This window comes from Mesorhizobium muleiense, assembly GCF_900099905.1.
Taxonomy (GTDB): Bacteria; Pseudomonadota; Alphaproteobacteria; order Rhizobiales; family Rhizobiaceae; genus Mesorhizobium; species Mesorhizobium muleiense.
On sequence record NZ_FNEE01000001.1, the window covers coordinates 95,821 to 116,051 of the forward strand.

The window sequence follows — 20,231 nt, forward strand, 5'->3', positions numbered from 1 at the left end:
GACCTGTATGCGAAAATCTGGAATGAGCGGGAGGAGATCGCTTCGTTCCCGATTTCGGCGTGAGCAGGCGTTGTTGCCTGGTCCGAGCGGAGGAGCTTGAAGCATGGCAGCCGCCAGCAACAACACGATGATCGTCGATACGCCGGCCGAGGTGCTGGATGCGCGGCCAGGGTCACGGCTGATGTGGCCGGTCGAGGCGGTGGCCTCGATCCTGCTCGTCTTCGTCATCGGTCTGCTGCTCGCCGGCGTCATCTCGCGCTACGTGCTATCGCTGCCGATCGTCTGGATCGATGAGGCCGCCTCCATCTCCTTTCTCTGGCTCGCCATGCTCGGCTCGGCGATCGCCATCGACCGCAACGAGCATCTGCGTCTTACCATCTTCCTCAACCTGATCCCCGAGCGCGGCCGCCACTTCGTGGACGCCCTCGCTTTGCTCGTCGTGGCGACGGTGCTGCTCGCGCTGATCGTGCCGGCAAGCCAGTATGTACAGGAAGAGTGGTACGTCACCTCGGCGGCGCTCAACATTCCGATGAGCTTCCGCGCCTCGGCAATTGTCGCCGGGCTGGCATTGATGTCGGTTATCGCCGTGGGCCACGCGATCCGCGCAGCGACGCTCGCCAACCTGGCCGCCGCTGTCGCAGTCATTGCCGCACTGGCCGTGGTCGGCTGGCTGCTTTCGCCATTGTTCCTCACGCTCGGCTACGCCAACATCGTCATCTTTCTCGTCGGCGTGGTGGCGGTCTGCCTTCTGCTCGGTGTGCCGATCGCTTTCTGTTTCGGCGTCGGCACGATCGCCTTCATCGCCTTCAGCACGCACGTGCCGATGATCGTGCTTGTCGGCCGCATCGACGAGGGGATGTCGAGCCTCATCCTGCTGTCGGTGCCGATCTTCGTCCTGCTCGGCTGTGTGCTCGACGCGACAGGCATGGGCAAGGCGATCGTCGAATTCATGGCGTCGCTGCTCGGCCATGTGAAGGCCGGCATGTCTTACGTGCTGCTGGGCTCGATGTTCCTCGTCTCGGGCATTTCCGGTTCGAAGGTTTCCGACATGGCGACTGTCGCTCCGGCACTTTTCCCCGAAATGAAGCGGCGCGGCCACAAGCCCAAGGAGATGATCGCGTTGCTCGCAACCGGCGCTGCGATGGCCGATACGGTGCCGCCATCGATCGTGCTGATTGTGCTCGGCTCGGTCGCCGGCGTTTCGATCGCCGCGCTTTTCACCAGCGGCTTCGTCATCGCTGTGGTTCTGTTGCTCGTCCTTGCGGTGCTCGCGCGCTGGAAGGCTTCGGGCGAGAGCATGGAAGGCGTACATCGCGCTCCGTTCTCGCTCGTCTGGAAGACGCTGCTCGTCTCCGCCCCCGCACTGGTGCTTCCCTTCCTGATCCGCGGCGCCGTCGGCGGCGGCGTCGCCACCGCCACCGAGGTTTCCACAATCGCCGTGCTCTATGCGCTGGTCATCGGCGCGTTGTTTTATGGCGGCATCGGCGCGAAGAAATTCTACGCCATGCTGGTCGAGACGGCGGCGCTATCCGGCGCCATCCTGCTCATTCTCGGCACCGCCTCGGCAATGGCCTGGGCGCTGACGCAAACCGGCTTCGCCAACCAGTTGGCCATCTACATGACCGACCTGCCCGGAGGCTGGTTCTCCTTCATGCTCGTCACCATCGCCGTCTTCATGGTTCTCGGCTGCGTCCTTGAAGGTCTGCCAGCGATCGTTCTGATGGCGCCGATCATGTTTCCGATCGCCGCTCGGCTGGGCATCAACGACGTGCACTATTCGATGGTCGTCGTGACGGCGATGAACATCGGGCTTATGGCGCCGCCTATCGGCATCGGCTTCTACATCGCCTGCAAGATCGGCGACGTCTCGCCCGACGAGGCCATGAGCGCCATCTGGCCCTACCTCGGTGCGTTGCTTGCCGGCCTGTTGCTGATCGCTGCCGTCCCGGCGCTGTCGGTAGCCTATCTTTAGCCACTCGGATTCAACCAGGAGGAAACACGATGACCATCACCCGCCGCAGCTTGATGATTGGCGCAGCCGCATCCATCCCGCTCGTGAGCACCATCCGCTACGCCGGGGCGCAGGCGGCGGAGTTCAACTACAAATACGCCAACAACCTGCCGCTCACCCACCCGATGAACCTGCGCGCGCAGGAAGCCGTCGAGAAAATCCGCGAGGAGACCGGCGGCCGCGTCGCCATCCAGATATTCCCCAGCAACCAGCTCGGCGCCGACACCGACATGCTGAGCCAGGTTCGCTCGGGCGGCGTCGAATTCTTCACGCTGTCGCCGCTGATCCTTTCCACGCTCGTCGCCAATGCCTCGATCAGCGGCATCGGCTTTGCCTTCTCGGACTACGACGCGGTGTGGGCGGCGATGGATGGCGACCTCGGCAAATATGTGCGCGGCGAGATCGAGAAATCGAACCTGGTCGTTATGGAGAAGATCTGGGACAACGGCTTCCGCCAGATCACCAGTTCCGTCGGCCCGATCGAGACGCCCGCCAACCTCGAAGGCTTCAAGATTCGCGTCCCGGTCAGCCCGCTCTGGACCTCGATGTTCACCGCCTTCAAGTCGGCGCCGGCCAGCATCAACTTCGCCGAAGTGTATTCGGCGCTGCAGACGAAGATTGTCGACGGGCAGGAAAACCCGCTCGCCATCATCTCGACGGCCAAGCTCTATGAGGTGCAGCAGTTCTGCTCGCTCACCAACCACATGTGGGACGGCTTCTGGTTCCTCGCCAACAAGCGGGCCTGGGAGGCGATGCCGCAGGACATGCGCGAGATCGTCGCCAGGAACCTCAACGAGGCCGGCGTGAAGGAGCGCGAGGACGTCGCCAAGCTCAATGCCACGCTTGAGCAGGAGCTCGTCGGCAAGGGCATGAAGATCAACCATCCGGATGCGGCCGCGTTCCGGCAGACGCTGAAGGACGCCGGCTTCTACGCCGAGTGGAAGGGCAAGTACGGCGACGAAGCCTGGGCCATCCTGGAAAAGGCTGTTGGCGCCAGCCTGACCTGAGCGCAGGGCAGTTCCCGGACGGGCAGGGCATGTGGCTCAACCGCCCGATAACAGCCGCGATTTTTGTAAGGAATTCCATGGTGGTCGACCGGCTCAGGGGAAAATCCGCAATCGTCTTTGGCGCCGGGTCATCCGGACCCGGCTGGGGCAACGGCAAGGCAGCCGCGGTCGCCTTCGCGCGCGAAGGCGCGCGCGTCGCCTGCGTCGATCTCGCTGCGGCGGCCGCCGCTGAAACCGCTGAAATCATCCGCGACGAAGGCAACCAGGCGATCGCGTTGTCGGCCGACGTGACCAATCTGGCCTCAGTCGAACTGGCAGCAGCGGCGGCAATGGAGGCGTTCGGCGCCATCGACATCCTGCACAACAATGTCGGCGTGACCCATATGGGCGGTCCCATTGAACTCGATGAGGACGCGTTCCAGGCCGCCCTCGATCTCAATATCGGACCGGTCTACCGCACCGCCAAGGCGGTGTTGCCGCATATGCTCAAGGGCGGCGGCGGTGCAATCGTCAATATCTCGTCGCTCGCCGCGATACGCTACGTCGGCTATCCCTATTTCGCCTATTATGCGGCCAAGGCCGCGGTGAACCAGGCCACAGTGGCGCTGGCCATGCAATATGCCCGGCAAGGTATTCGCGCCAACTGCATCATGCCGGGCCTGATCGACACGCCGATGATCTACAAGCAGATTTCCGGCCAGTATGGTTCGGCCGACGAGATGGTGGCCGCCCGCAACGCCATGGTGCCGATGGGGCGGATGGGAACAGCGTGGGACGTCGCTGCGGCGGCCGTGTTTCTTGCCTCCGAGGAGGCGCGCTTCGTCACCGGCGTTTGCCTGCCTGTCGATGGCGGCCAAAGCTGCGCCGTCTGCGAGCTCCGCTGACCATGGACATCGCGCCGCCCCCGGAACGCGATCAGACCGGCTCGCAGAGCGTCGACCGGGCGCTCAGCCTTCTTTCGATGGTCGGCCGGCACGCCGACCGCGGTGTTTCGCTCTCCGATATCGTCGAGGAAAGTGGGCTCAACAAGCCGACAACGCGCCGCCTGCTGCTGGCGCTGATGCGCGCGGGAATGATCGAGCAGGACGAGACGACGCGGCGCTATTATCTCGGCGAGGAGGCTTACGTGCTGGGCAGCCTCGCCTCGCGACGTTTCGGCTTGCTTCAGGTTTCGATGGAAAGTCTGCTGCGCCTTTCCAGAAAGACCGAGGATGCCAGCTTCCTCTCGGTTCGCCGCGACACATACTCGGTCTGCCTCTATCGCGAGGAAGGCACATACCCGGTCAGGACCCACGCGCTGCAGGCCGGATTCGAGCACCCACTGGGCGTCGGCGCCGGCTCCCTCGCCATGCTCGCCGCACTCCCCGACGAGGAAGTGGAAGCGGTGCTGGCCGCCAATGACGCAGTGCTCAAATCCGACTACCCAATGCTGCCGGTCGAGCAGATCCGGCGCGACGTCGAAACGACGCGCGCCAACGGCTATTCGCTCAATCCCGGCCGCATCGTCACCAATTCCTGGGGGGTCGGGGTTGTGCTTCGCAGCGCCGACGCGCGGCCAGTCGGCGCACTGTCGATCGCGGCGATCGACAGCCGGATGCAGCCGGCAAGGCAAATCGAACTCGTCGGATATCTCATGCAGGAGGCAAAGCGCGTCGAGGAACGGCTTGCCCAGATGTTCGCCTCGCGCGCGCATATGCGCGAGCACCCCACTTTAAAGCCGCGCACCAGGAGGTTGTCACAATGACGAAGGCTCACACCGACGGACGGACGCATTCCGCGTTAGGAAAGTCGGAATTGGAAAACACCGGGCAGTTGATGGCGACGGCAGCGGCGCCCACGCTTGCTCATGCCGGTGTCGAGCCCTGCGACGTCGCCGCCATCTTCGTCTCCGTGTCGTCGCTGGAGCGCGCGAAGTGATGACCATGGCTGCAGGCGGCGTGACGCCTCCCTCCACGCGCGTCATGAACCTCTCGCATTTTTTGACCCAGGCGGCACGCCGCAATCCGCACGACATCGGCTTCGTCTGGCGCGAGCGGCAGTGGACGTGGCGCGAGATGGAAGCGCGCGTCAACGCGATGGCCGCCGCACTCCGCGACGACTTCGGCGTGACAAAGGGAGATCGAATCCTCGTCCAGTCGGCCAATTGCAACCAGATGTTCGAATCAATGTTCGCCTGCTTCCGGCTCGGGGCCGTCTGGGTGCCGGCGAACTACCGCCAGTCGCCGGACGAAGTCGCCTACCTCGCCAAGGCGAGCGGCGCGCGTGGCCTGATCTGCGGCGCGGTCTTCCCGGCTCATGCTGCTGCCTGCCGGGAAACAGCCCCCGGGATCGACTTCGTCCTGTCGATCGGCGCGGCCGAATTCGGCGATGACTACGACGCCGTCGCCGCCCGTTTTGCCGGCCGGACCGTTGCCAGCGTCGCCGTCGATCGCGACGATCCCTGCTGGTTCTTCTTCACTTCCGGCACGACCGGCCGGCCAAAGGCCGCCGTGCTCACGCATGGCCAGATGGGCTTTGTCATCACCAATCATTTGTGCGACCTGATGCCCGCCACGACGCGCGACGACGCCTCGATCGTGGTGGCGCCGCTGTCTCATGGGGCCGGCATTCATCAACTCGTGCAGGTGGCGCACGGCGCCAAGTCTATCCTGCTGCCAACCGACAAGCTCGACGTGCCGACGGTCTGGGCGCTGGTCGAAGAATGGCGGGTGACCAACGCCTTCACCGTGCCGACCATCCTCAAGATGCTGGTCGAGGACGACAGCGTCGACCGGTTCGACCATTCCTCGTTGCGCTATGTCATCTATGCCGGTGCGCCGATGTACCGCGCCGACCAGAAGCGGGCGCTCGAGAAGCTCGGGCCGGTTCTGGTCCAGTATTTTGGCCTGGGGGAAGTCACGGGCAATATCACTGTGCAGCCTCCTTCCTATCATTCCGTCGAGGATGGCCCGCAAGCGCGCATCGGAACCTGCGGTTTCGAGCGCACAGCCATGCAGGTCGAGATCCAGGACGACGCCGGCAATGCCGTCTCGCCGGGCGAAACCGGCGAAATCTGCGTGATCGGGCCTGCAGTCTTCGCCGGCTATTACGACAACCCGCAAGCCAACGCCGCAGCGTTCCGCAACGGCTGGTTCCGCACCGGCGATCTGGGCCACATGTCCGAGGACGGCTTCGTCTACATCACCGGCCGCTCGTCCGACATGTATATCTCCGGCGGCTCCAACATCTATCCGCGCGAGATCGAGGAGAAGATCCTGCTCCATCCCGACATCAGCGAAGCCGCCGTTCTCGGCATTCCCGATCCTGTCTGGGGCGAGGTCGGCGTCGCGGTTTGCGTCGCCCGCGCCGGCGTTGTGCGCGAAACGATCGCGATTGAGCGCTGGCTGGAAGGCAAGCTCGCCCGCTACAAGATGCCCAAGCGCTTCGTGTGGTGGGAGACGATGCCCAAATCGGCCTATGGCAAGATCGCCAAGAAGATGATTCGCGAAGAGCTGGAGCGCCGCGGCGAGTTGGGACCGTCCGAGCCGAAGCTCTCGGCATGAGGAGCAGGCGATGAACAGCAGCCACCAAAGCCGCGCCGTGGCGATCACCGGCGGCGCATCGGGCATCGGCCTTGAGACGGCGCGCCTGCTGACCGAGCGCGGCTTCGAGGTCTTCCTCCTCGACCTCGCCGCGCCAGCGCTGGGTTCGGCCTGCACGGATCTCGGCCTGCGCGAGGAACGCGGCATCGTCTGCAACGTCGTCGACGAAGCGGCTGTCGACGAGGCCATCGGCCGGATCACCGCCGCGCACAGCCTCACCGCGGTCGTGAACTGTGCCGGCATAGCGATGGACCGGCCGTCGGTCGAGACCAGCGTCGAGGATTTCCGCCGCATTGTCGACGTGAACCTCACCGGAACGTTCATCGTCTCGCGGGCTGCGGCGCGCTACTGGCTTGAACGGAAGCTGCCGGGAGCGATTGTCAATATCAGCTCTGTTTCTGGTCTTTGCGGCAACAAGGGCCGCAGCGCCTACGGCGCATCGAAGGGCGGCCAGAATCTGCTCACGCTCGTCATGGCCAATGAGCTCGGCGTCGATGGCATCCGCGTCAACGCCGTCGCACCCGGGCCGATCGAAACGCCGTTGACGCAGGCCGTCCACACCGAGGATGTCCGCCGGCAGTGGTTGGATCGCGTGCCGCAGCGCCGCTACGGCACGTCGCGCGAGATCGCGGGAGCGGTGGCTTTCCTGATTTCAGACGAGGCCAGCTACATCAACGGCCAGATTCTCGCCGTCGATGGCGGCTTCATCCATGCCGGCCTTGTCGCCTGAGATGGCTCCGATGCGCAGCATCCGCCATCCCGGTCCGATCGCCTCGGAACGTTTCGCAGCGATGCCCTGCGCCGCAGAGCGGCTGACGCTGCGGCTCGAAGCCGGTCGCTCGATCAATGACGCCGTGGCGCAGGCCCTCGCGGTCGCCGGGTTCAGCGGCGGGTATATCCGCCTGCGCAACGCGCGGGTTGACCCAATGCGCTACGTCGTCCCCGCCGCCTCTCCAGATGGCACGCACGCCGCGTGGTACAGCGATATATCAGCGCCGGAAGGCATAACGGTCATCGAGGATGCGGGCCTTGTTGCCGGCCGGCGCGACGAACAGCCTTTTCTTCATTGCCATGGCATCTGGCGAACACCCGATGGCGTGCGCCGCATGGGCCATCTCCTGCCGCTCGACTCGCACCTGGCGGAGCCGGTCGAGGTCACCGCCTGGGGTATCGAGGGCGCACTGCTCGACGTGCACGACGACGCCGAGACGAATTTTCGCCTTTTCGCGCCGATCAGGGCTCCGCTCCTGGGTGAGCGCCGCGGCCGCCGCGCCGCCATCTGCACGGTAAGGCCCAACGAGGATATCGGCCAGGCGATCGAAGCCCTTTGCCGACGGCACGGCTTTGACCACGCCTCGATCCAGGGCATCGGCAGCCTGGTCGGCGCGGATTTCGACGACGGCTCGGCGGTCTCCTCCTATGCGACGGAAGTTCTCGTCACGGACGGCGCCGTGCGCTCCGGTCGTTGCACGCTCCACATCGCGCTGGTCGGCATGGACGGTGTGATATCAGCAGGTCGCCTTCGCCGCGACGCTAACCCCGTCTGCGTGACGTTCGAACTGCTGGTTGTCTCATCCAATGAGGAACCTGCATAGTTGATGATGCTGACCACGCTGTGTGCCCTGTCGCTGCGGCCCCACTTGGTCGACCGTGGATCAGGATCATCCGAAATTTAGGTTTCACGACCCGGTCAGAGCGGTTTTCGGATCCATTTTGCCAGGACCCCAACGATGCCTTCCCGGAACGACAGCACCGCGACAACGAAGATGATGCCCTGGCCGATCGTGACCCAGTCGCCGAACGTCGCGAGGTAGTTCTGCATCGTGACGATGACTGCCGCGCCGACGATCGGTCCGAACACCGTGCCCATGCCGCCCAACAGCGTCATCAGCACGACTTCCCCGGACATCGTCCAGTAGACGTCGGTAAGCGACGCCAACTGGAACACGATGGCCTTGGTTGCGCCGGCGACGCCGGCGAGCGTGGCCGACAGCACGAATACGGCGAGCTTGTAGCGGTTGACCCGATAGCCCAGCGAGATCGCGCGCGGCTCGTTCTCGCGGATCGCCTTCAACACCTGGCCAAACGGCGAATGGATGATCCGATAGATCAGCAATATGCCGGCGAAGAAGATGGCGAGCACGAAGAAATAGAGAACTTCGCTCGAACGCAGGTCGATCAGCCCGAACAGATGGCCGCGCGGCACGGCCTGGATGCCGTCCTCGCCGCCGGTAAACGCCGCCTGCAGCGAGAAGAAATAGATCATCTGCGCAAAAGCCAGCGTCACCATGGCGAAATAGATGCCGTGGCGGCGAATGGCGAGCGAGCCGATGGCGAGACCGAGCACCGCTGCCACCAGCGTGCCCGCGATAATGGCAAGTTCAGGCGTCAGGCCCCACACCTTTGCCGCATGGGCCGAGACGTAGCTCGCCATGCCGAAATAGGCCGCATGGCCGAAGGACAGGAGACCGCCAAAGCCGAGCAACAGGTTGAAGGCGCAGGCAAACAGCGCGAAGCACAGCACCTTCATGACAAAGATCGGATAGAGCAGAAATGGCGCGGCGACGAGGAAGACGAACAGCGCGGCGAAGATCGCAAGGTGATGACGGGGCATGCCCGCAGCGCCGACGGACGTTATGGCCGCCATAGCGATCGGGTTGGTGTCGGTTGTCATCACACACTCCGTCCAAACAGACCCGCGGGCTTGACCAACAGCACGAGCGCCATGATGACAAAGATCACCACCGCCGAGCCTTCCGGATAGAATACGCGGGTCAGCCCCTCGATCAGCCCGAGCCCGAAGCCGGTGAGGATCGAGCCCAGGATCGAGCCCATGCCGCCGATGACGACGACGGCGAAGACGACAATGATCAGGTCTGCCCCCATGTTCGGATTGACTGCGTATATCGGCGCGGCGAGCACGCCGGCGAAACCCGCGAGTGCGACGCCGAAACCATAGGTGAGCGTGACCAGCAGCGGCACGTTGATGCCGAACGCGCCGACCATGGTCGGGTTCTCGGTCGCAGCCCTGAGATAGGCGCCAAGCCGGGTCTTTTCGATGATGAACCAGGTCGCAAGGCACACGATGAGGGAAGCCACGATCACCCAGGCGCGCGAATTCGGCAGGTACATGAAGCCGAGATTGTACCCGCCGTTCAGAAGCGGCGGCGGCGGGTACGGCAGGCCGGATACGCCGAAAAACTGGCGGAAGAAGCCGACGATGATCAGCGCCAGGCCGAATGTGAGAAGCAGCCCGTAGAGATGGTCGAGGTGATAGAGCCGTCGGATCAGGACGCGCTCAAGCACGATGCCGGTGACGCCGACAATCGGCGGGACGATGAACACAGCCCACCAGTAACCGACGCCAAGATAGTTGAGCAGCATCCAGGCGCCGAAGGCGCCCAGCATGTACTGGGCGCCATGCGTGAAATTGATGATGTTCAGGAGACCGAAGATGACCGCCAGCCCGAGGCTCAGAACCGCATAGAAGGAGCCATTGATCAGCCCGAGCAGCAATTGCCCGAACAGGACCTGAGGCGGAATTCCAAGCAGTTCGAACATGGTCGCTCCAGCTGACTTGTCGACAAAACAACGCGCCGAGCTGTTCGGCGCATCGTTGGCGAGGCTCGCTTACTTGACGAGCGAACAGCCGCCTTCGGCGAGCGGGCGGAACGCTTTATCGGCCGGAATGGTGGCCACCGTCTCGAAATAGTCCCATGGAGCCTTCGATTGGTCCGGCTTCTTGACGCGGAACAGATACATGTCGTGCAGCTTGCGCCCGTCGGCGCGGATGGTGCCCTTGCCGAACAGCGGATCCTCGGTCGGCATTTCCTTCATTTTGGCCATCACCTTGGCCGCATCCTTGTCGCCGACGGCCTCGACGGCCTTAAGGTAATGCAGGACAGAAGCGTAGACTCCGGCCTCGATCATCGAAGGCTTTTGTCCGGCATTCCGCTCCTGGAAACGGGCAGAGAACTCCCGCGTTTGATCGTTCTTGTCCCAGTAGAACGCGCTGGTGAGCACGAGGCCTTGCGCCACTTCGAGGCCAAGCGCATGCACGTCATTGATGAACATCAGCAGGGCGGCGAGCGCCTGGCCGCCCTGCGTGATGCCAAATTCCGACGCCTGCTTGACCGCGTTGATCGTGTCGCCGCCGGCATTGGCGAGGCCGACGACCTTGGCGCCCGACCCTTGCGCCTGCAGCAGGAAGGACGAAAAATCCTGGCCGGGGAAAGGATGACGGACGGCGCCGAGAACCTTGCCGCCCGATGCTTCGACGACCGCCGTCGTATCGCGCTCGAGCGCGTGGCCGAAGGCGTAGTCGGCTGTGACGAAGAACCAGCTGTCGCCGCCCTGTGCGACCATGGCCGAGCCCGTGCCGTTGGCAAGCGCCCAGGTGTCGTAGGTCCAGTGGACGGTGTTGGGCGAACAGGCTTTGCCGGTGAGGTCGGACGAGGCCGGACCCGAGGCGAGGAAGATCTTGTTCTTCTCCTTGGTGATCTCGTTGACGGCGAGCGCCACCGACGAGGTTGGCACATCGGCGATTACATCGACGTTTTCGGTGTCGTACCACTGGCGGGCGATGTTCGAGCCGACGTCCGGCTTGTTCTGGTGGTCGGCGGAGACGATCGACACATTGATGCCCTTGTCCGTCGCCTTGAAGTCTTCGACCGCCATCTGGGCCGCGATGACCGAGCCTTCGCCAGCGATGTCTGCATAGATGCCGGAACGGTCATTCAGAACGCCGATCTTGACATCTGTGGCGTAGGCCGCGCCGGCCATCAGCAGGCTCGCCGTCGAAGCCAGGACAAATCCCATTTTTTTCATCGCTACTTCCCTCCGATTGCGGCGCAACGCGCCGTTGATGATTGTCTAGACGCCGAGATAGGCGTGCAGCTTGTCGATGTTGGCGTCGAGTTCGTGGTTGGGGATGGTGTCGATCACGCGCCCCTGTTCCACCACGTAGTGACGGTCCGCGACCAACGCGGCGAAATGAAAGTTCTGTTCGACGAGCACGATCGTGAATCCCTCGTCCTTGAGCCGGGCAATGGTGCGGCCGATCTGCTGCACGATGACCGGCGCAAGCCCTTCGGTCGGCTCGTCGAGCAGCAAGAGCTTGGCGCCCGTCCGCAAGATCCGGCCGATGGCGAGCATCTGCTGTTCGCCGCCCGATAGCTTGGTGCCTTGGCTCGAAAGTCGTTCCTTCAGGTTCGGGAAGAGCTCGAAAATCTGCTCGACGGTGAGCCCACCGGGGCGCACCTGCGGCGGCAGCATCAAATTCTCCTCGACAGAGAGGCTGGAAAAGATCGCCCGTTCCTCGGGGCAGTAGGCGATGCCCATCTGTGCGATCAACCGCGACGGCAGCTTGATCGTTTCCCGACCTTCATAGGTGACCGAGCCCGAGCGCCTGGAAAGAATTCCCATGATCGCCTTCAGCGTCGTCGTCTTGCCGGCGCCATTGCGGCCGAGCAGCGTCACCACTTCACCTTCGCCAACCTCGAAACTGACGCCGTGAAGCACATGGCTCTCGCCGTACCAGCCCTGCAGGCCATCGACGCGAAGCAGGGGTCTCGTCGAGGGGCCAGCAGCCGGCCTGCTTGCAAGTTCAACTTCAGGCATGTCCGGCCCCGATATAGGCTTCGATAACGCGCGGATCCTTGGAAACCGCAGCATAGTCGCCTTCGGCGAGGACTTTGCCGCGAGCGAGCACAGTGATGCGGTTCGACAGCGAGGCGACGACCGACAGATTGTGCTCAACCATCAAAATGGTGCGGTTCTTGGAAATGCGCCGGATCAGCGCCGAGATGCGCTCGATGTCTTCTTGCGCCATGCCGGCCATGGGCTCGTCGAGAAGCAGCATTTCAGGGTTCAGCGCCAGCGTCGTCGCGATTTCAAGCGCGCGCTTGCGGCCGTAGGACAGATCGCTGGCGCGGATGTCTGAGAACGCGGTCAGGCCGACATCGGCGAGAAGCGCCGCACCCTCGCCATCGAACTTGGAGAGCACTTTTTCGGAGCGCCAGAAATCGAAACTGTCGCCGCGCCGGCGCTGCAGTGCGATGCGGACATTCTCGAGTGCCGTCATGTGCGGAAACACCGCCGATATCTGAAAGGAGCGCACAAGGCCCAGCCGCGCGATGTCGGCCGGCTGCATCTTGGTGATGTCGCGGCCTTGGTAGCGGATCGCGCCGCGCGTTGGCTGGAGGAATTTGGTCAATAGGTTGAAGAGGGTCGTCTTGCCTGCGCCGTTGGGGCCGATCAGCGCGTGGACCGATCCTCGCTCCACCGTCAGGTTGACATTGTTGACAGCGACAAAGCCCCCAAATTCCTTAGTCAATCCCGCTGCTTCGAGGATCGCTCCGGAACTCATGCGCGAAAGCCTTCGCCCATCATCGGCGTGAAAACGTGGAAACGGCTGCGAGGCTGCCCGCCCCCAGGGTGACTTCCATGGTTCCTCCCGTGGCTTTCCCGCCCCGCAACAAACGACCTAATGCACATCGCGTCAAGGCTGCAATTTTTCAGATGCGTCGGTTCGACAAACTTTTGAAGAGCGGTTCACGGTCGAGCGCATGTGCAGCGACTGCTTGGCGATCTATCGTTCGCTCTCGGAGGGCATAACGAAAGCACTTGGCTCTCGAAACAGGCGCTAAAAACACCGCAATAATGACTATATCTAGCTAACGGAGCAGGGAGATGGCTCGGCTGCCTGGCGTTAGCCGGCAGGGATCAGCGCCTGAGCCACTTGGCCGCTTCTGAACAGGAGAGGTTGACCATGACCAGTCAACTGGAAGACCGCAAGCTTGATCCAGCCGTGGCGCTCCCGGCGATCGACGAGATGGCGCCGCGCGAGCCGCATCGGCAATTTGCGCTGAAGCACGAGGACTGCTTCGTCGTCTCAGACAGCTACGGCGACATACGCGGCACCGGCGACGGGCTTTTCCGCGACGACACGCGTGTACTGTCGCGCTTCCGTCTGTTCATCGGCGGCCGGATGCTGTCGCTGCTCGGCGCCTCGCTGTCGCAAGACAACATCCTGTTTACCGCCAATCTCACCAATCTGGCGACTATCGGGCCGAATGGCAGCGAAGCGTTGCCGGGCGTCGTCCACATCGACCGGACGCGGTTCATCTGGCAGGACCGCATGTTCGAACGCATCACCTTCACCAACTACTCCGCGCGCGAGGTGGTCCTGCCGGTTCGGCTCGACTTCGACGCCGATTTCCGTGACATGTTCGAGGTGCGCGGCACCACGCGCAGCCGCCGTGGTCGCGCCCATGACGCGCTGGTCGGTGCGGCGAGCGTCACCTTCCGGTATGAAGGCCTCGACAATGTGGCCCGTCAATCGGTCATCGCATTCTCGTCCAAGCCCGATCAGCTGCATCCCAACCACGCCGATTTCCTCATTCTCGTGGCAAGGCGTGACAGCAGGGCACTGTACCTGGAGGTCGGTCACAGCGAAGCCGTCCCCTCCAGTGATCGCTTCCGCGCGGCCGCCGCGCGCGCCCGCTTTGCCATGCGCTCAAAGCGCCGGCAGGGCGCCACCGTGTTCAGCTCCGGCCGCGTGTTCAACGACTGGCTGACACGCACGCGCGCCGACATCGCGCTGCTGACGACGGATCTGGAGACGGGGCCATACCCCTATGCCGGCATCCCGTGGTTTTCGACGGCTTTCGGCCGCGATGGCGTCATTTCCGCCTTGCAGATGCTCTGGCTCAATCCCGAGCTTGCCCGTGGGGTACTGGCCTATCTTGCCCACTATCAGTCGACCGACACCTCTGTGTTCGATGATGCCGAACCCGGCAAGATCATGCATGAAACCCGCAAGGGAGAAATGGCTGTGCTGCGCGAGCTGCCGTTCGGCCGCTACTATGGCGGCGTCGACACCACGCCACTCTATGTCTACCTGGCTTCGTCCTACGCGGATCGCACCGGAGACGAGGCGTTCGTCGACCGTATGTGGGACTCGCTGGGCGCTGCCACTGCGTGGATGGAAGAGGTCGGAGCCCGCAACGGGGAAGGCTTTGTAACCTACAACAGGGCGGCCGACACGGGTCTGTTCAACCAAGGCTGGAAGGACAGTTCCGATGCCGTCTTCCATGCCGACGGCACCATCCCCAAAGGGCCGATCGCATTGGTCGAGGTGCAAGGTTATGCCTTCGCCGCATATCAAGGGATGGCGGCGCTGGCCGCCAGGCGCGGCGACGACGCCAAGGCGGCGCACTGGAGCGCCCTGGCAGAGAGGATCCGTCAGGCGGTCGAGACGAATTTCTGGATGCCGGACCGCGATTTCTATGCTTTGGCGATCGACGGAGAAGGCAAGCAATGCGCGGTCCGCACGTCCAACGCCGGTCACCTGCTTTATGTCGGGCTGCCGTCGGCGGAACGGGCGCAGGCACTTGCCAGCCAGTTGCTCTCTGCTCATCTTCATAGTGGCTGGGGCGTTCGCACACTGGCCGACGACGAGATCCCATTCAACCCGATGTCATATCATAATGGCTCGATCTGGCCGCACGACACCGCGCTCTGCGCCTCCGGGCTCGCCCGCTATCACGAACGCGACAGCGTCGTGAAGCTGATGAGCGGTATGTTCGAGGCGGCGGTCCGTTTCAACATGCGGCTGCCAGAGCTGTTCTGCGGCTTTACGCGTGCGGCCAGCGATTCACCGGTGGCCTACCCGGTCGCCTGCCTGCCGCAAGCCTGGTCGGCTGGCTCCGCTTTCATGATGCTGCAGGCCTGTCTGGGCATCCGGGTTGACGGCTGGAAGCGCGAGATCACCGTCGAACGCCCGCGGCTGCCGATCGGCATCGACAACATCGTTATCCGCCACCTGGCCATCGGCGAGGCGAAAGTCGATCTCATCTTCGAGCGCATTGGCGACCGTGTTGCGTGTTATCTCGACCACCGCCATGAGGGTCTGGTGCCTCTGGTGGTGCGCTCATAACGCAGGCCGGCTCCCCATGCGCTCCGTGATGGACACTGCCATCAATGACTACGGCGCAACTGGTACCTGCGCCGATCGCCAGCGCACCGACTGTAGGGTGGTACCTGCTGCATTTGCGAGCGCTGGATTGAGTCGCGCCTGGGTGAGCCTCGACCAGGGTAAGTCGCAATCTGAAGGAATGGCATACACAGCCAGCGCAGCGCAAAACCTGTACGGCGAATCCGCCTGAAGCTCCTTCGGAGCTTTGGCTTTTCGAGCGCATTGATTGGTCGTGAGTTTAGTTGGTCTTCAACTGGCCGACGCGGTTTTCGGCAATCCAGCGGGCGGCAAGCACCAATGCGCCCATACTGAAATCCTTGCCGTGTTTGGCCACCATTTCTTCCGACAGCTTGGCGAGCCGTTCGAAGAATTCGTCCTTGCTCTCGTCCTCGGGGGTGGGTTCGGTTTGCATTTTGTGCTCCTTTTGCATGCGGCCTGCCTTTGCTATTTGAACATCTGTGCGGGAAAGGTGACGATCGCGGCGGTGCCGTCGACTGCGCCCACCGCCAGGTGGCGTCCGTCGCCGGACCAGGCAAGCGCGGTCACCGCGCTGCCCAGCGGCCTGACGAGGAGTTCGTCTCGCGCGCCGATCTGGGCGATGGTGATCCGGCCGTTGGCATAGCCGGCCGCAATCAGTTTTTTCTCCGGGTGCGCAGCCACTGTCTCGACCGGAACCAGCCCGGCTCGACCAGTCTCCAGCGCGCCCGAGGTGTCGCCGTCAAGTGGCGGAGCGGTCATCGACCAGCCGGCGATCCGGAAGGCGCCCGACGCAAACAGCGCATGCTCCGGCCGGCTCCAGCACAGTGTCCGGACCGGCGATGGAAATCCCTCGACGATGCCGTAGCGATCATCGGTCATGCTGACCAGGGCAAAGCCGCCTGTTTCGAGCCCACAGGCCAGCCATGTGCCATCGCCACTCCAGCGGATCGACACCGGGCGCGCCGAAAAAGAAACGTCGCGTATCGGGGTAGCGTCGCCGTCGACCGCCCAGATCGATAGTCCATCATCCCGGCCGCAGGCTAGGCGCCTTCCGCCTGGCGAAAAGGCAAGCGCATCCGTGGACGGTGTCGCATCGTGTCGCAGTCGTACTGCATCGCCTTGGCCGCGTGCCAGGAAGACATCCTGGCCGTTGCTGACGGCTGTGATGGTCGTCCGGGGGTTGTGGTCGACGGCGACGACCGGCCCGTCGATCTTGACCAGCGTCTCCATCACATTGCCGTCCGCGGCCAGATGCACCGCTTCGCCAGCCGCCGTTCCAACGAGGAAGCCGAAGGAAAGGTAGCTGGCGAGCGGGACGTCTCCATCCCCAAACGCAGCGGTGGCGATCAATGGTGCCGGTGGCTTCTCCCTCGGGCGGATCGTCGTCTGGCCGAGATCGCCGCTCACCCTGATCCGCGATTCCGGCGGCTCCTGGTCCGCGACCGCGGCTATGGCGACCGTTCCGTCCACGCTGGTGCATGCGACAGCCGAGCCATCGGCGCTGAAGCGCAGGTTGGCGATCGCCGACGGGCGACGCCAGCTTCGCGCCAGCAGGTCGAACAAGGTCAGGTTCTGTATCGCGTGCTGGTTCATGACCATTCCCTTCGTCAGTTACCCACCGTCGCCGCGAGGCTGCGGTCGACGTCCTCGACGTCGGCTTCCGCGGCGGCGATGCGTTGCTCGCACCTCGCGCCTTCCTGCATGACCGCCGCGGCTCTCTCCTCCGCCTCATGCAAATCCTGCACCAGTTGCGCGCTGGCGCCGCTCCTGCCGATTTCGAGTTCCAGGCGCAGCACATCCATCTCGATACCGGCGCGTATCTGATTGAGCCGCAGCGCCTCGGCAGTCAGCGCGGAGACGTTGGCGACAAGATCGAGCCGGCGGGCGAGCAACATGTCACGCCTGGTAGTTTGCCCCATCGGATCCTCCATCATTTTCGGTCCCAGCCGTCGGTCCGGGTGGTTTTTCGAAAGCCGATAGCAATTTGGGCAATGTGCCGGCCTGCGACTGGAACTGTTTTTCGGCCGTTTCGATGTGGCTCTTGAGCTGATCCCAGATGTCGACGCGAATCATCGATGTCGTATCGCCGGTAAGGCGCTCGATCTCCTCGACGCGGAACTGCCGCGACAGCGAAACGCCGGAAAACACGAAGTCGCGCAACAGGATCGCATGGTTCTCGATGAACAGATGGATCATCGGATGCGTTTCCGTGGTGACGCCGCCGGCGGCAAGCTCGGCCCGGATGAAGTCCTGGAAGTGGCTCTGGAGGCGATGTTGGCTCTCGCCCATGAAGCGCATGACAAAGACCAGATCGCGGGGCATCAGCCTGACAAGATCGCCGGTGACGCCATCAGCCTGGCTGGACATTGGCTCGGGCTGCCTCCGGCTGTCTTTGTCGTTCGCCACGGTTTTTCTCCAGTGCGAGGCCCGTCCGTGAGCCATCGCCCTCAAATAGTAGAGAAAGGAGAAGAATAAAATAGATGATGTGTGTTTTTCAAATTTGCTGCGAATGCTAACTTGATATATCGCAATTGCGAATAGATATTAAATATTACATGCGTACATTACAACTGTAAAAGAACGTTACAGTTGCCGTCCTCTTCATGTGCCGAAAGGGCGGCGATTTGTTTTTAGCGTCAGGCACGGGCGCCATTTTCAAATTGGCACGGCGCTTGCTTTATACATTTCCACAAGAAGCCCATCGCGCTTTTGACGCGGTGCCAAAAGAACGAAGGAACGGAGGAAGCAGGTCACGTCCGCTTCGATACGCCCATCGCATATGCGGTTGGCTCCGCGGTCCCTGCCAGACGCCTCGAGAACCTTTGCCACGATCCACTTGAATGGCCGGACCATGAGTCGCGCCTGAACGCGCAACCCTTTGTCGTGCCGTTCGCACTGTCACTAGCGGTGCTGTGCGCCGCTCCATGCCGGGGTCAAGGGACCTGCGGCTCAAACCTGGTGGAGGCTTATGACCATGACGTCTCTGACGCTCAACAAGATTACCTCGCAACGCGGAATTTCCGTCGGCGAGGCAACCAAGAAGATTGCCGATCTCGGCTGGAATCCTTCCTACGTCCAGGAAGCGATGACGTTTCCGACGGACTACAAGATCAACAAGACGCCGCGCGACCCGATGAAGCAGGTTTTGCGGTCGTACTTTCCGATGCAGGAAGAGAAGGACAACCGGGTTTACGGCGCGCTGGATGCGGCGCTGCGCGGCGACATGTTCCGCAATGTGGAACCGCGCTGGGTCGAGTGGATGAAGCTCTTTCTGGCGATCATTCCCTTCCCGGAAATTTCGGCTGCCCGCTCGATGGCGATGGTCGCCCGTATCGCTCCTGGCGAGGAACTCAGGACCGGCTTCACGATGCAGATGATCGACGAGTTCCGGCACTCGACGATCCAGATGAACCTGAAGAAATGGTACATGGAGAACTACATCGATCCGGCTGGCTTCGACATCACCGAGGAAGCCTTCGGAAAATGCTACGCCACGACTATCGGCCGGCAGTTCGCGGAAGGCTTCATCACCGGCGACACCATGACTGCCGCCTGCATGTACCTGACCGTGGTGGCCGAAACCGCCTTTACCAACACGCTCTTTGTCGCCATGCCTTCGGAAGCCGCCCGCAACGGCGACTATGCGCTGCCGACCGTCTTCCTGTCGGTGCAGTCGGACGAGAGCCGGCATATCGGTAATGGCCACTCACTGCTGATGGCGGCGCTCAAGGAGCCGGAAAATCACCTCTTGCTCGAGCGCGACCTGCGCTATGCCTTCTGGCAGAACCACGCGATCGTCGATGCGGCCATCGGCACCTTCATCGAATACGGCACCACCAACCGCGACAAGAACAAGGAGTCTTACGCGGAAATGTGGCACCGCTGGATCTATGAGGATTACTACCGCACCTACATGCTGCCGCTCGAGAAATACGGCATCAAGGTCCATCACGACGACGTCCAGGCGGCCTGGGAACGCATCACCAAGAAGAACTATGTCCACAAGGTCGGACAGTTCTTCGCGGTCGGCTGGCCGGTCAACTTCTGGCGCATCGAAGCCCAGACCGACAAGGACTTCGAGTGGTTCGAGCACAAATATCCGGGCTGGTACGCCGAATTCGGCGACTTCTGGAAATGGTACGCCAAGCTCAGCCACAAGGGCGAGAAGGTGCTGCTGTTCAACAGCGACGTCGGCTACGTCTACCCGCACCGCTGCTGGTCCTGTCTCGTACCCTGCCTGATCCGCGAGGATATGGTGGTCGGCGAGATCGACGGCCAGTTGCACACCTTCGCCCACGAACTCGACAAGTGGACTGCCACCGTGGCGTTCGCCGACGAATATCAGGGCCGTCCGACGCCCGCGATGGGCCGCTTCAGCGGCAAGCGCGAATGGGAGACGCTCTATGACGGCTGGGATCTGGCCGATGCCATCAAGGACCTGAACTTCGTCCGCTCCGACGGCAAGACGCTGGTCCCGCAGCCGCATATGCGTTTCGACGACAAGGAGATGTGGACGCTGGACGACGTGCGCGGCAACAAGCTTGGGTCGCCGCTCAACGCGCTGCGTGCCATGTCACCCGCGGACCGTGAGAAGCACCTGGCGGAATACCGGGCCGGCTTCACGATCACCCCCTGCAACTGATCAGGCCAAAGGGGGGCGGGTTCGTCCTGCCCCT

Annotated in this window: 19 protein-coding genes; 10 read left to right on the forward strand and 9 right to left on the reverse strand. The window is 63.0% G+C overall.

Features of this window, described 5'->3' with window-relative positions; all coding sequences use genetic code 11:
• Positions 1-127: 127 nt before the first annotated feature.
• The 8 genes from BLT09_RS00410 to BLT09_RS00440 all read left to right on the forward strand — a co-directional run bounded on the left by BLT09_RS00410 (position 128) and on the right by BLT09_RS00440 (position 8,194).
• On the forward strand, positions 128-1,972 hold the full coding sequence (locus BLT09_RS00410; RefSeq protein WP_236388962.1) for a TRAP transporter large permease: 1,845 nt from the start codon (positions 128-130) through the stop codon (positions 1,970-1,972).
• 29 nt (positions 1,973-2,001) lie between these two features.
• The gene (locus tag BLT09_RS00415; protein ID WP_091589932.1) at positions 2,002-3,018 is read left to right on the forward strand and encodes a TRAP transporter substrate-binding protein; all 1,017 of its coding nucleotides are present in this window, start codon (positions 2,002-2,004) and stop codon (positions 3,016-3,018) included.
• Positions 3,019-3,098: 80 nt separating this feature from the next.
• Positions 3,099-3,902: an SDR family NAD(P)-dependent oxidoreductase gene (locus BLT09_RS00420; RefSeq protein ID WP_167366319.1), complete on the forward strand. Its 804-nt coding sequence runs from the start codon at positions 3,099-3,101 to the stop codon at positions 3,900-3,902.
• 8 nt (positions 3,903-3,910) lie between these two features.
• The gene (locus tag BLT09_RS00425; protein WP_236473242.1) at positions 3,911-4,762 is read left to right on the forward strand and encodes an IclR family transcriptional regulator; all 852 of its coding nucleotides are present in this window, start codon (positions 3,911-3,913) and stop codon (positions 4,760-4,762) included.
• Entirely contained in the window at positions 4,759-4,935 is a 177-nt protein-coding gene (locus BLT09_RS34125; protein ID WP_167366273.1) for a hypothetical protein, read from the forward strand. Before BLT09_RS00425 ends, BLT09_RS34125 begins: the two co-directional genes overlap by 4 nt.
• Complete coding sequence (locus tag BLT09_RS00430; RefSeq protein ID WP_091589936.1) at positions 4,935-6,560, forward strand: acyl-CoA synthetase; 1,626 nt, start codon at positions 4,935-4,937, stop codon at positions 6,558-6,560. The genes BLT09_RS34125 and BLT09_RS00430 overlap by 1 nt, the downstream gene beginning before the upstream one ends.
• Before the next feature lie 10 nt (positions 6,561-6,570).
• Positions 6,571-7,329, forward strand: coding sequence for an SDR family NAD(P)-dependent oxidoreductase (locus tag BLT09_RS00435; protein WP_091589938.1), 759 nt, complete (start codon positions 6,571-6,573; stop codon positions 7,327-7,329).
• Positions 7,330-7,339: 10 nt separating this feature from the next.
• Positions 7,340-8,194, forward strand: coding sequence for a PCC domain-containing protein (locus tag BLT09_RS00440; protein WP_091590753.1), 855 nt, complete (start codon positions 7,340-7,342; stop codon positions 8,192-8,194).
• Between the two features lie 95 nt (positions 8,195-8,289).
• On the opposite strand, the gene BLT09_RS00445 is transcribed toward BLT09_RS00440, so the two are convergent.
• The 5 genes from BLT09_RS00445 to BLT09_RS00465 form a co-directional block, all read right to left on the reverse strand.
• Positions 8,290-9,273 (reverse strand): branched-chain amino acid ABC transporter permease, encoded by a 984-nt coding sequence (locus BLT09_RS00445; RefSeq protein WP_027156408.1) that lies wholly within the window; start codon positions 9,271-9,273, stop codon positions 8,290-8,292.
• Complete coding sequence (locus tag BLT09_RS00450) at positions 9,273-10,160, reverse strand: branched-chain amino acid ABC transporter permease (RefSeq protein ID WP_027156409.1); 888 nt, start codon at positions 10,158-10,160, stop codon at positions 9,273-9,275. The genes BLT09_RS00445 and BLT09_RS00450 overlap by 1 nt, the downstream gene beginning before the upstream one ends.
• 69 nt (positions 10,161-10,229) lie before the next feature.
• Positions 10,230-11,417 (reverse strand): ABC transporter substrate-binding protein, encoded by a 1,188-nt coding sequence (locus tag BLT09_RS00455; RefSeq protein WP_413468402.1) that lies wholly within the window; start codon positions 11,415-11,417, stop codon positions 10,230-10,232.
• Positions 11,418-11,471: 54 nt separating this feature from the next.
• On the reverse strand, positions 11,472-12,218 hold the full coding sequence (locus tag BLT09_RS00460) for an ABC transporter ATP-binding protein (RefSeq protein WP_091589941.1): 747 nt from the start codon (positions 12,216-12,218) through the stop codon (positions 11,472-11,474).
• A complete protein-coding gene (locus BLT09_RS00465; protein WP_091589942.1) occupies positions 12,211-12,966 on the reverse strand; it encodes an ABC transporter ATP-binding protein in 756 nt (251 codons plus the stop codon). Before BLT09_RS00465 ends, BLT09_RS00460 begins: the two co-directional genes overlap by 8 nt.
• A gap of 402 nt (positions 12,967-13,368) precedes the next feature.
• On the opposite strand from BLT09_RS00465, the gene BLT09_RS00470 reads away from it, so the two are divergent.
• Positions 13,369-15,537: an amylo-alpha-1,6-glucosidase gene (locus tag BLT09_RS00470; protein ID WP_091589944.1), complete on the forward strand. Its 2,169-nt coding sequence runs from the start codon at positions 13,369-13,371 to the stop codon at positions 15,535-15,537.
• Positions 15,538-15,814: 277 nt separating this feature from the next.
• Here the strand turns inward: BLT09_RS00470 and BLT09_RS34130 are convergent, their stop codons facing one another.
• The 4 genes from BLT09_RS34130 to BLT09_RS00490 are packed head-to-tail and all read right to left on the reverse strand — an operon-like array spanning position 15,815 to position 17,961.
• Positions 15,815-15,988 carry a hypothetical protein gene (locus BLT09_RS34130; RefSeq protein ID WP_167366274.1) on the reverse strand — a complete coding sequence of 58 codons (174 nt, stop codon included), beginning with the start codon at positions 15,986-15,988 and terminating at the stop codon, positions 15,815-15,817.
• 32 nt (positions 15,989-16,020) lie between these two features.
• Positions 16,021-17,148, reverse strand: coding sequence for a WD40 repeat domain-containing protein (locus BLT09_RS00480; protein ID WP_091590755.1), 1,128 nt, complete (start codon positions 17,146-17,148; stop codon positions 16,021-16,023).
• Positions 17,149-17,162: 14 nt separating this feature from the next.
• Entirely contained in the window at positions 17,163-17,450 is a 288-nt protein-coding gene (locus BLT09_RS00485) for a hypothetical protein (protein ID WP_091589946.1), read from the reverse strand.
• Position 17,451: 1 nt separating this feature from the next.
• Positions 17,452-17,961, reverse strand: coding sequence for a hypothetical protein (locus BLT09_RS00490; protein WP_091590758.1), 510 nt, complete (start codon positions 17,959-17,961; stop codon positions 17,452-17,454).
• A gap of 562 nt (positions 17,962-18,523) precedes the next feature.
• Between BLT09_RS00490 and BLT09_RS00495 the strand changes: the two genes are divergently transcribed.
• The gene (locus tag BLT09_RS00495) at positions 18,524-20,197 is read left to right on the forward strand and encodes an aromatic/alkene/methane monooxygenase hydroxylase/oxygenase subunit alpha (RefSeq protein ID WP_208602463.1); all 1,674 of its coding nucleotides are present in this window, start codon (positions 18,524-18,526) and stop codon (positions 20,195-20,197) included.
• Positions 20,198-20,231: the final 34 nt, after the last annotated feature.

Excerpts from the sequence above, each read along its gene's own strand:
- BLT09_RS00415 (WP_091589932.1), top strand. The coding sequence starts at position 2,002 with ATGACCATCACCCGCCGCAGCTTGATGATTGGCGCAGCCGCATCCATC.
- BLT09_RS00445 (WP_027156408.1), bottom strand. The coding sequence starts at position 9,273 with ATGACAACCGACACCAACCCGATCGCTATGGCGGCCATAACGTCCGTC.
- BLT09_RS00485 (WP_091589946.1), bottom strand. The coding sequence starts at position 17,450 with ATGTTGCTCGCCCGCCGGCTCGATCTTGTCGCCAACGTCTCCGCGCTG.
- BLT09_RS00430 (WP_091589936.1), top strand. The coding sequence starts at position 4,935 with ATGACCATGGCTGCAGGCGGCGTGACGCCTCCCTCCACGCGCGTCATG.
- BLT09_RS00450 (WP_027156409.1), bottom strand. The coding sequence starts at position 10,160 with ATGTTCGAACTGCTTGGAATTCCGCCTCAGGTCCTGTTCGGGCAATTG.
- BLT09_RS00480 (WP_091590755.1), bottom strand. The coding sequence starts at position 17,148 with ATGAACCAGCACGCGATACAGAACCTGACCTTGTTCGACCTGCTGGCG.
- BLT09_RS00435 (WP_091589938.1), top strand. The coding sequence starts at position 6,571 with ATGAACAGCAGCCACCAAAGCCGCGCCGTGGCGATCACCGGCGGCGCA.
- BLT09_RS00410 (WP_236388962.1), top strand. The coding sequence starts at position 128 with ATGATCGTCGATACGCCGGCCGAGGTGCTGGATGCGCGGCCAGGGTCA.
- BLT09_RS00460 (WP_091589941.1), bottom strand. The coding sequence starts at position 12,218 with ATGCCTGAAGTTGAACTTGCAAGCAGGCCGGCTGCTGGCCCCTCGACG.
- BLT09_RS34125 (WP_167366273.1), top strand. The coding sequence starts at position 4,759 with ATGACGAAGGCTCACACCGACGGACGGACGCATTCCGCGTTAGGAAAG.
- BLT09_RS00470 (WP_091589944.1), top strand. The coding sequence starts at position 13,369 with ATGACCAGTCAACTGGAAGACCGCAAGCTTGATCCAGCCGTGGCGCTC.
- BLT09_RS00465 (WP_091589942.1), bottom strand. The coding sequence starts at position 12,966 with ATGAGTTCCGGAGCGATCCTCGAAGCAGCGGGATTGACTAAGGAATTT.
- BLT09_RS00455 (WP_413468402.1), bottom strand. The coding sequence starts at position 11,417 with ATGGGATTTGTCCTGGCTTCGACGGCGAGCCTGCTGATGGCCGGCGCG.
- BLT09_RS00495 (WP_208602463.1), top strand. The coding sequence starts at position 18,524 with ATGACCATGACGTCTCTGACGCTCAACAAGATTACCTCGCAACGCGGA.
- BLT09_RS34130 (WP_167366274.1), bottom strand. The coding sequence starts at position 15,988 with ATGCAAACCGAACCCACCCCCGAGGACGAGAGCAAGGACGAATTCTTC.
- BLT09_RS00440 (WP_091590753.1), top strand. The coding sequence starts at position 7,340 with ATGCGCAGCATCCGCCATCCCGGTCCGATCGCCTCGGAACGTTTCGCA.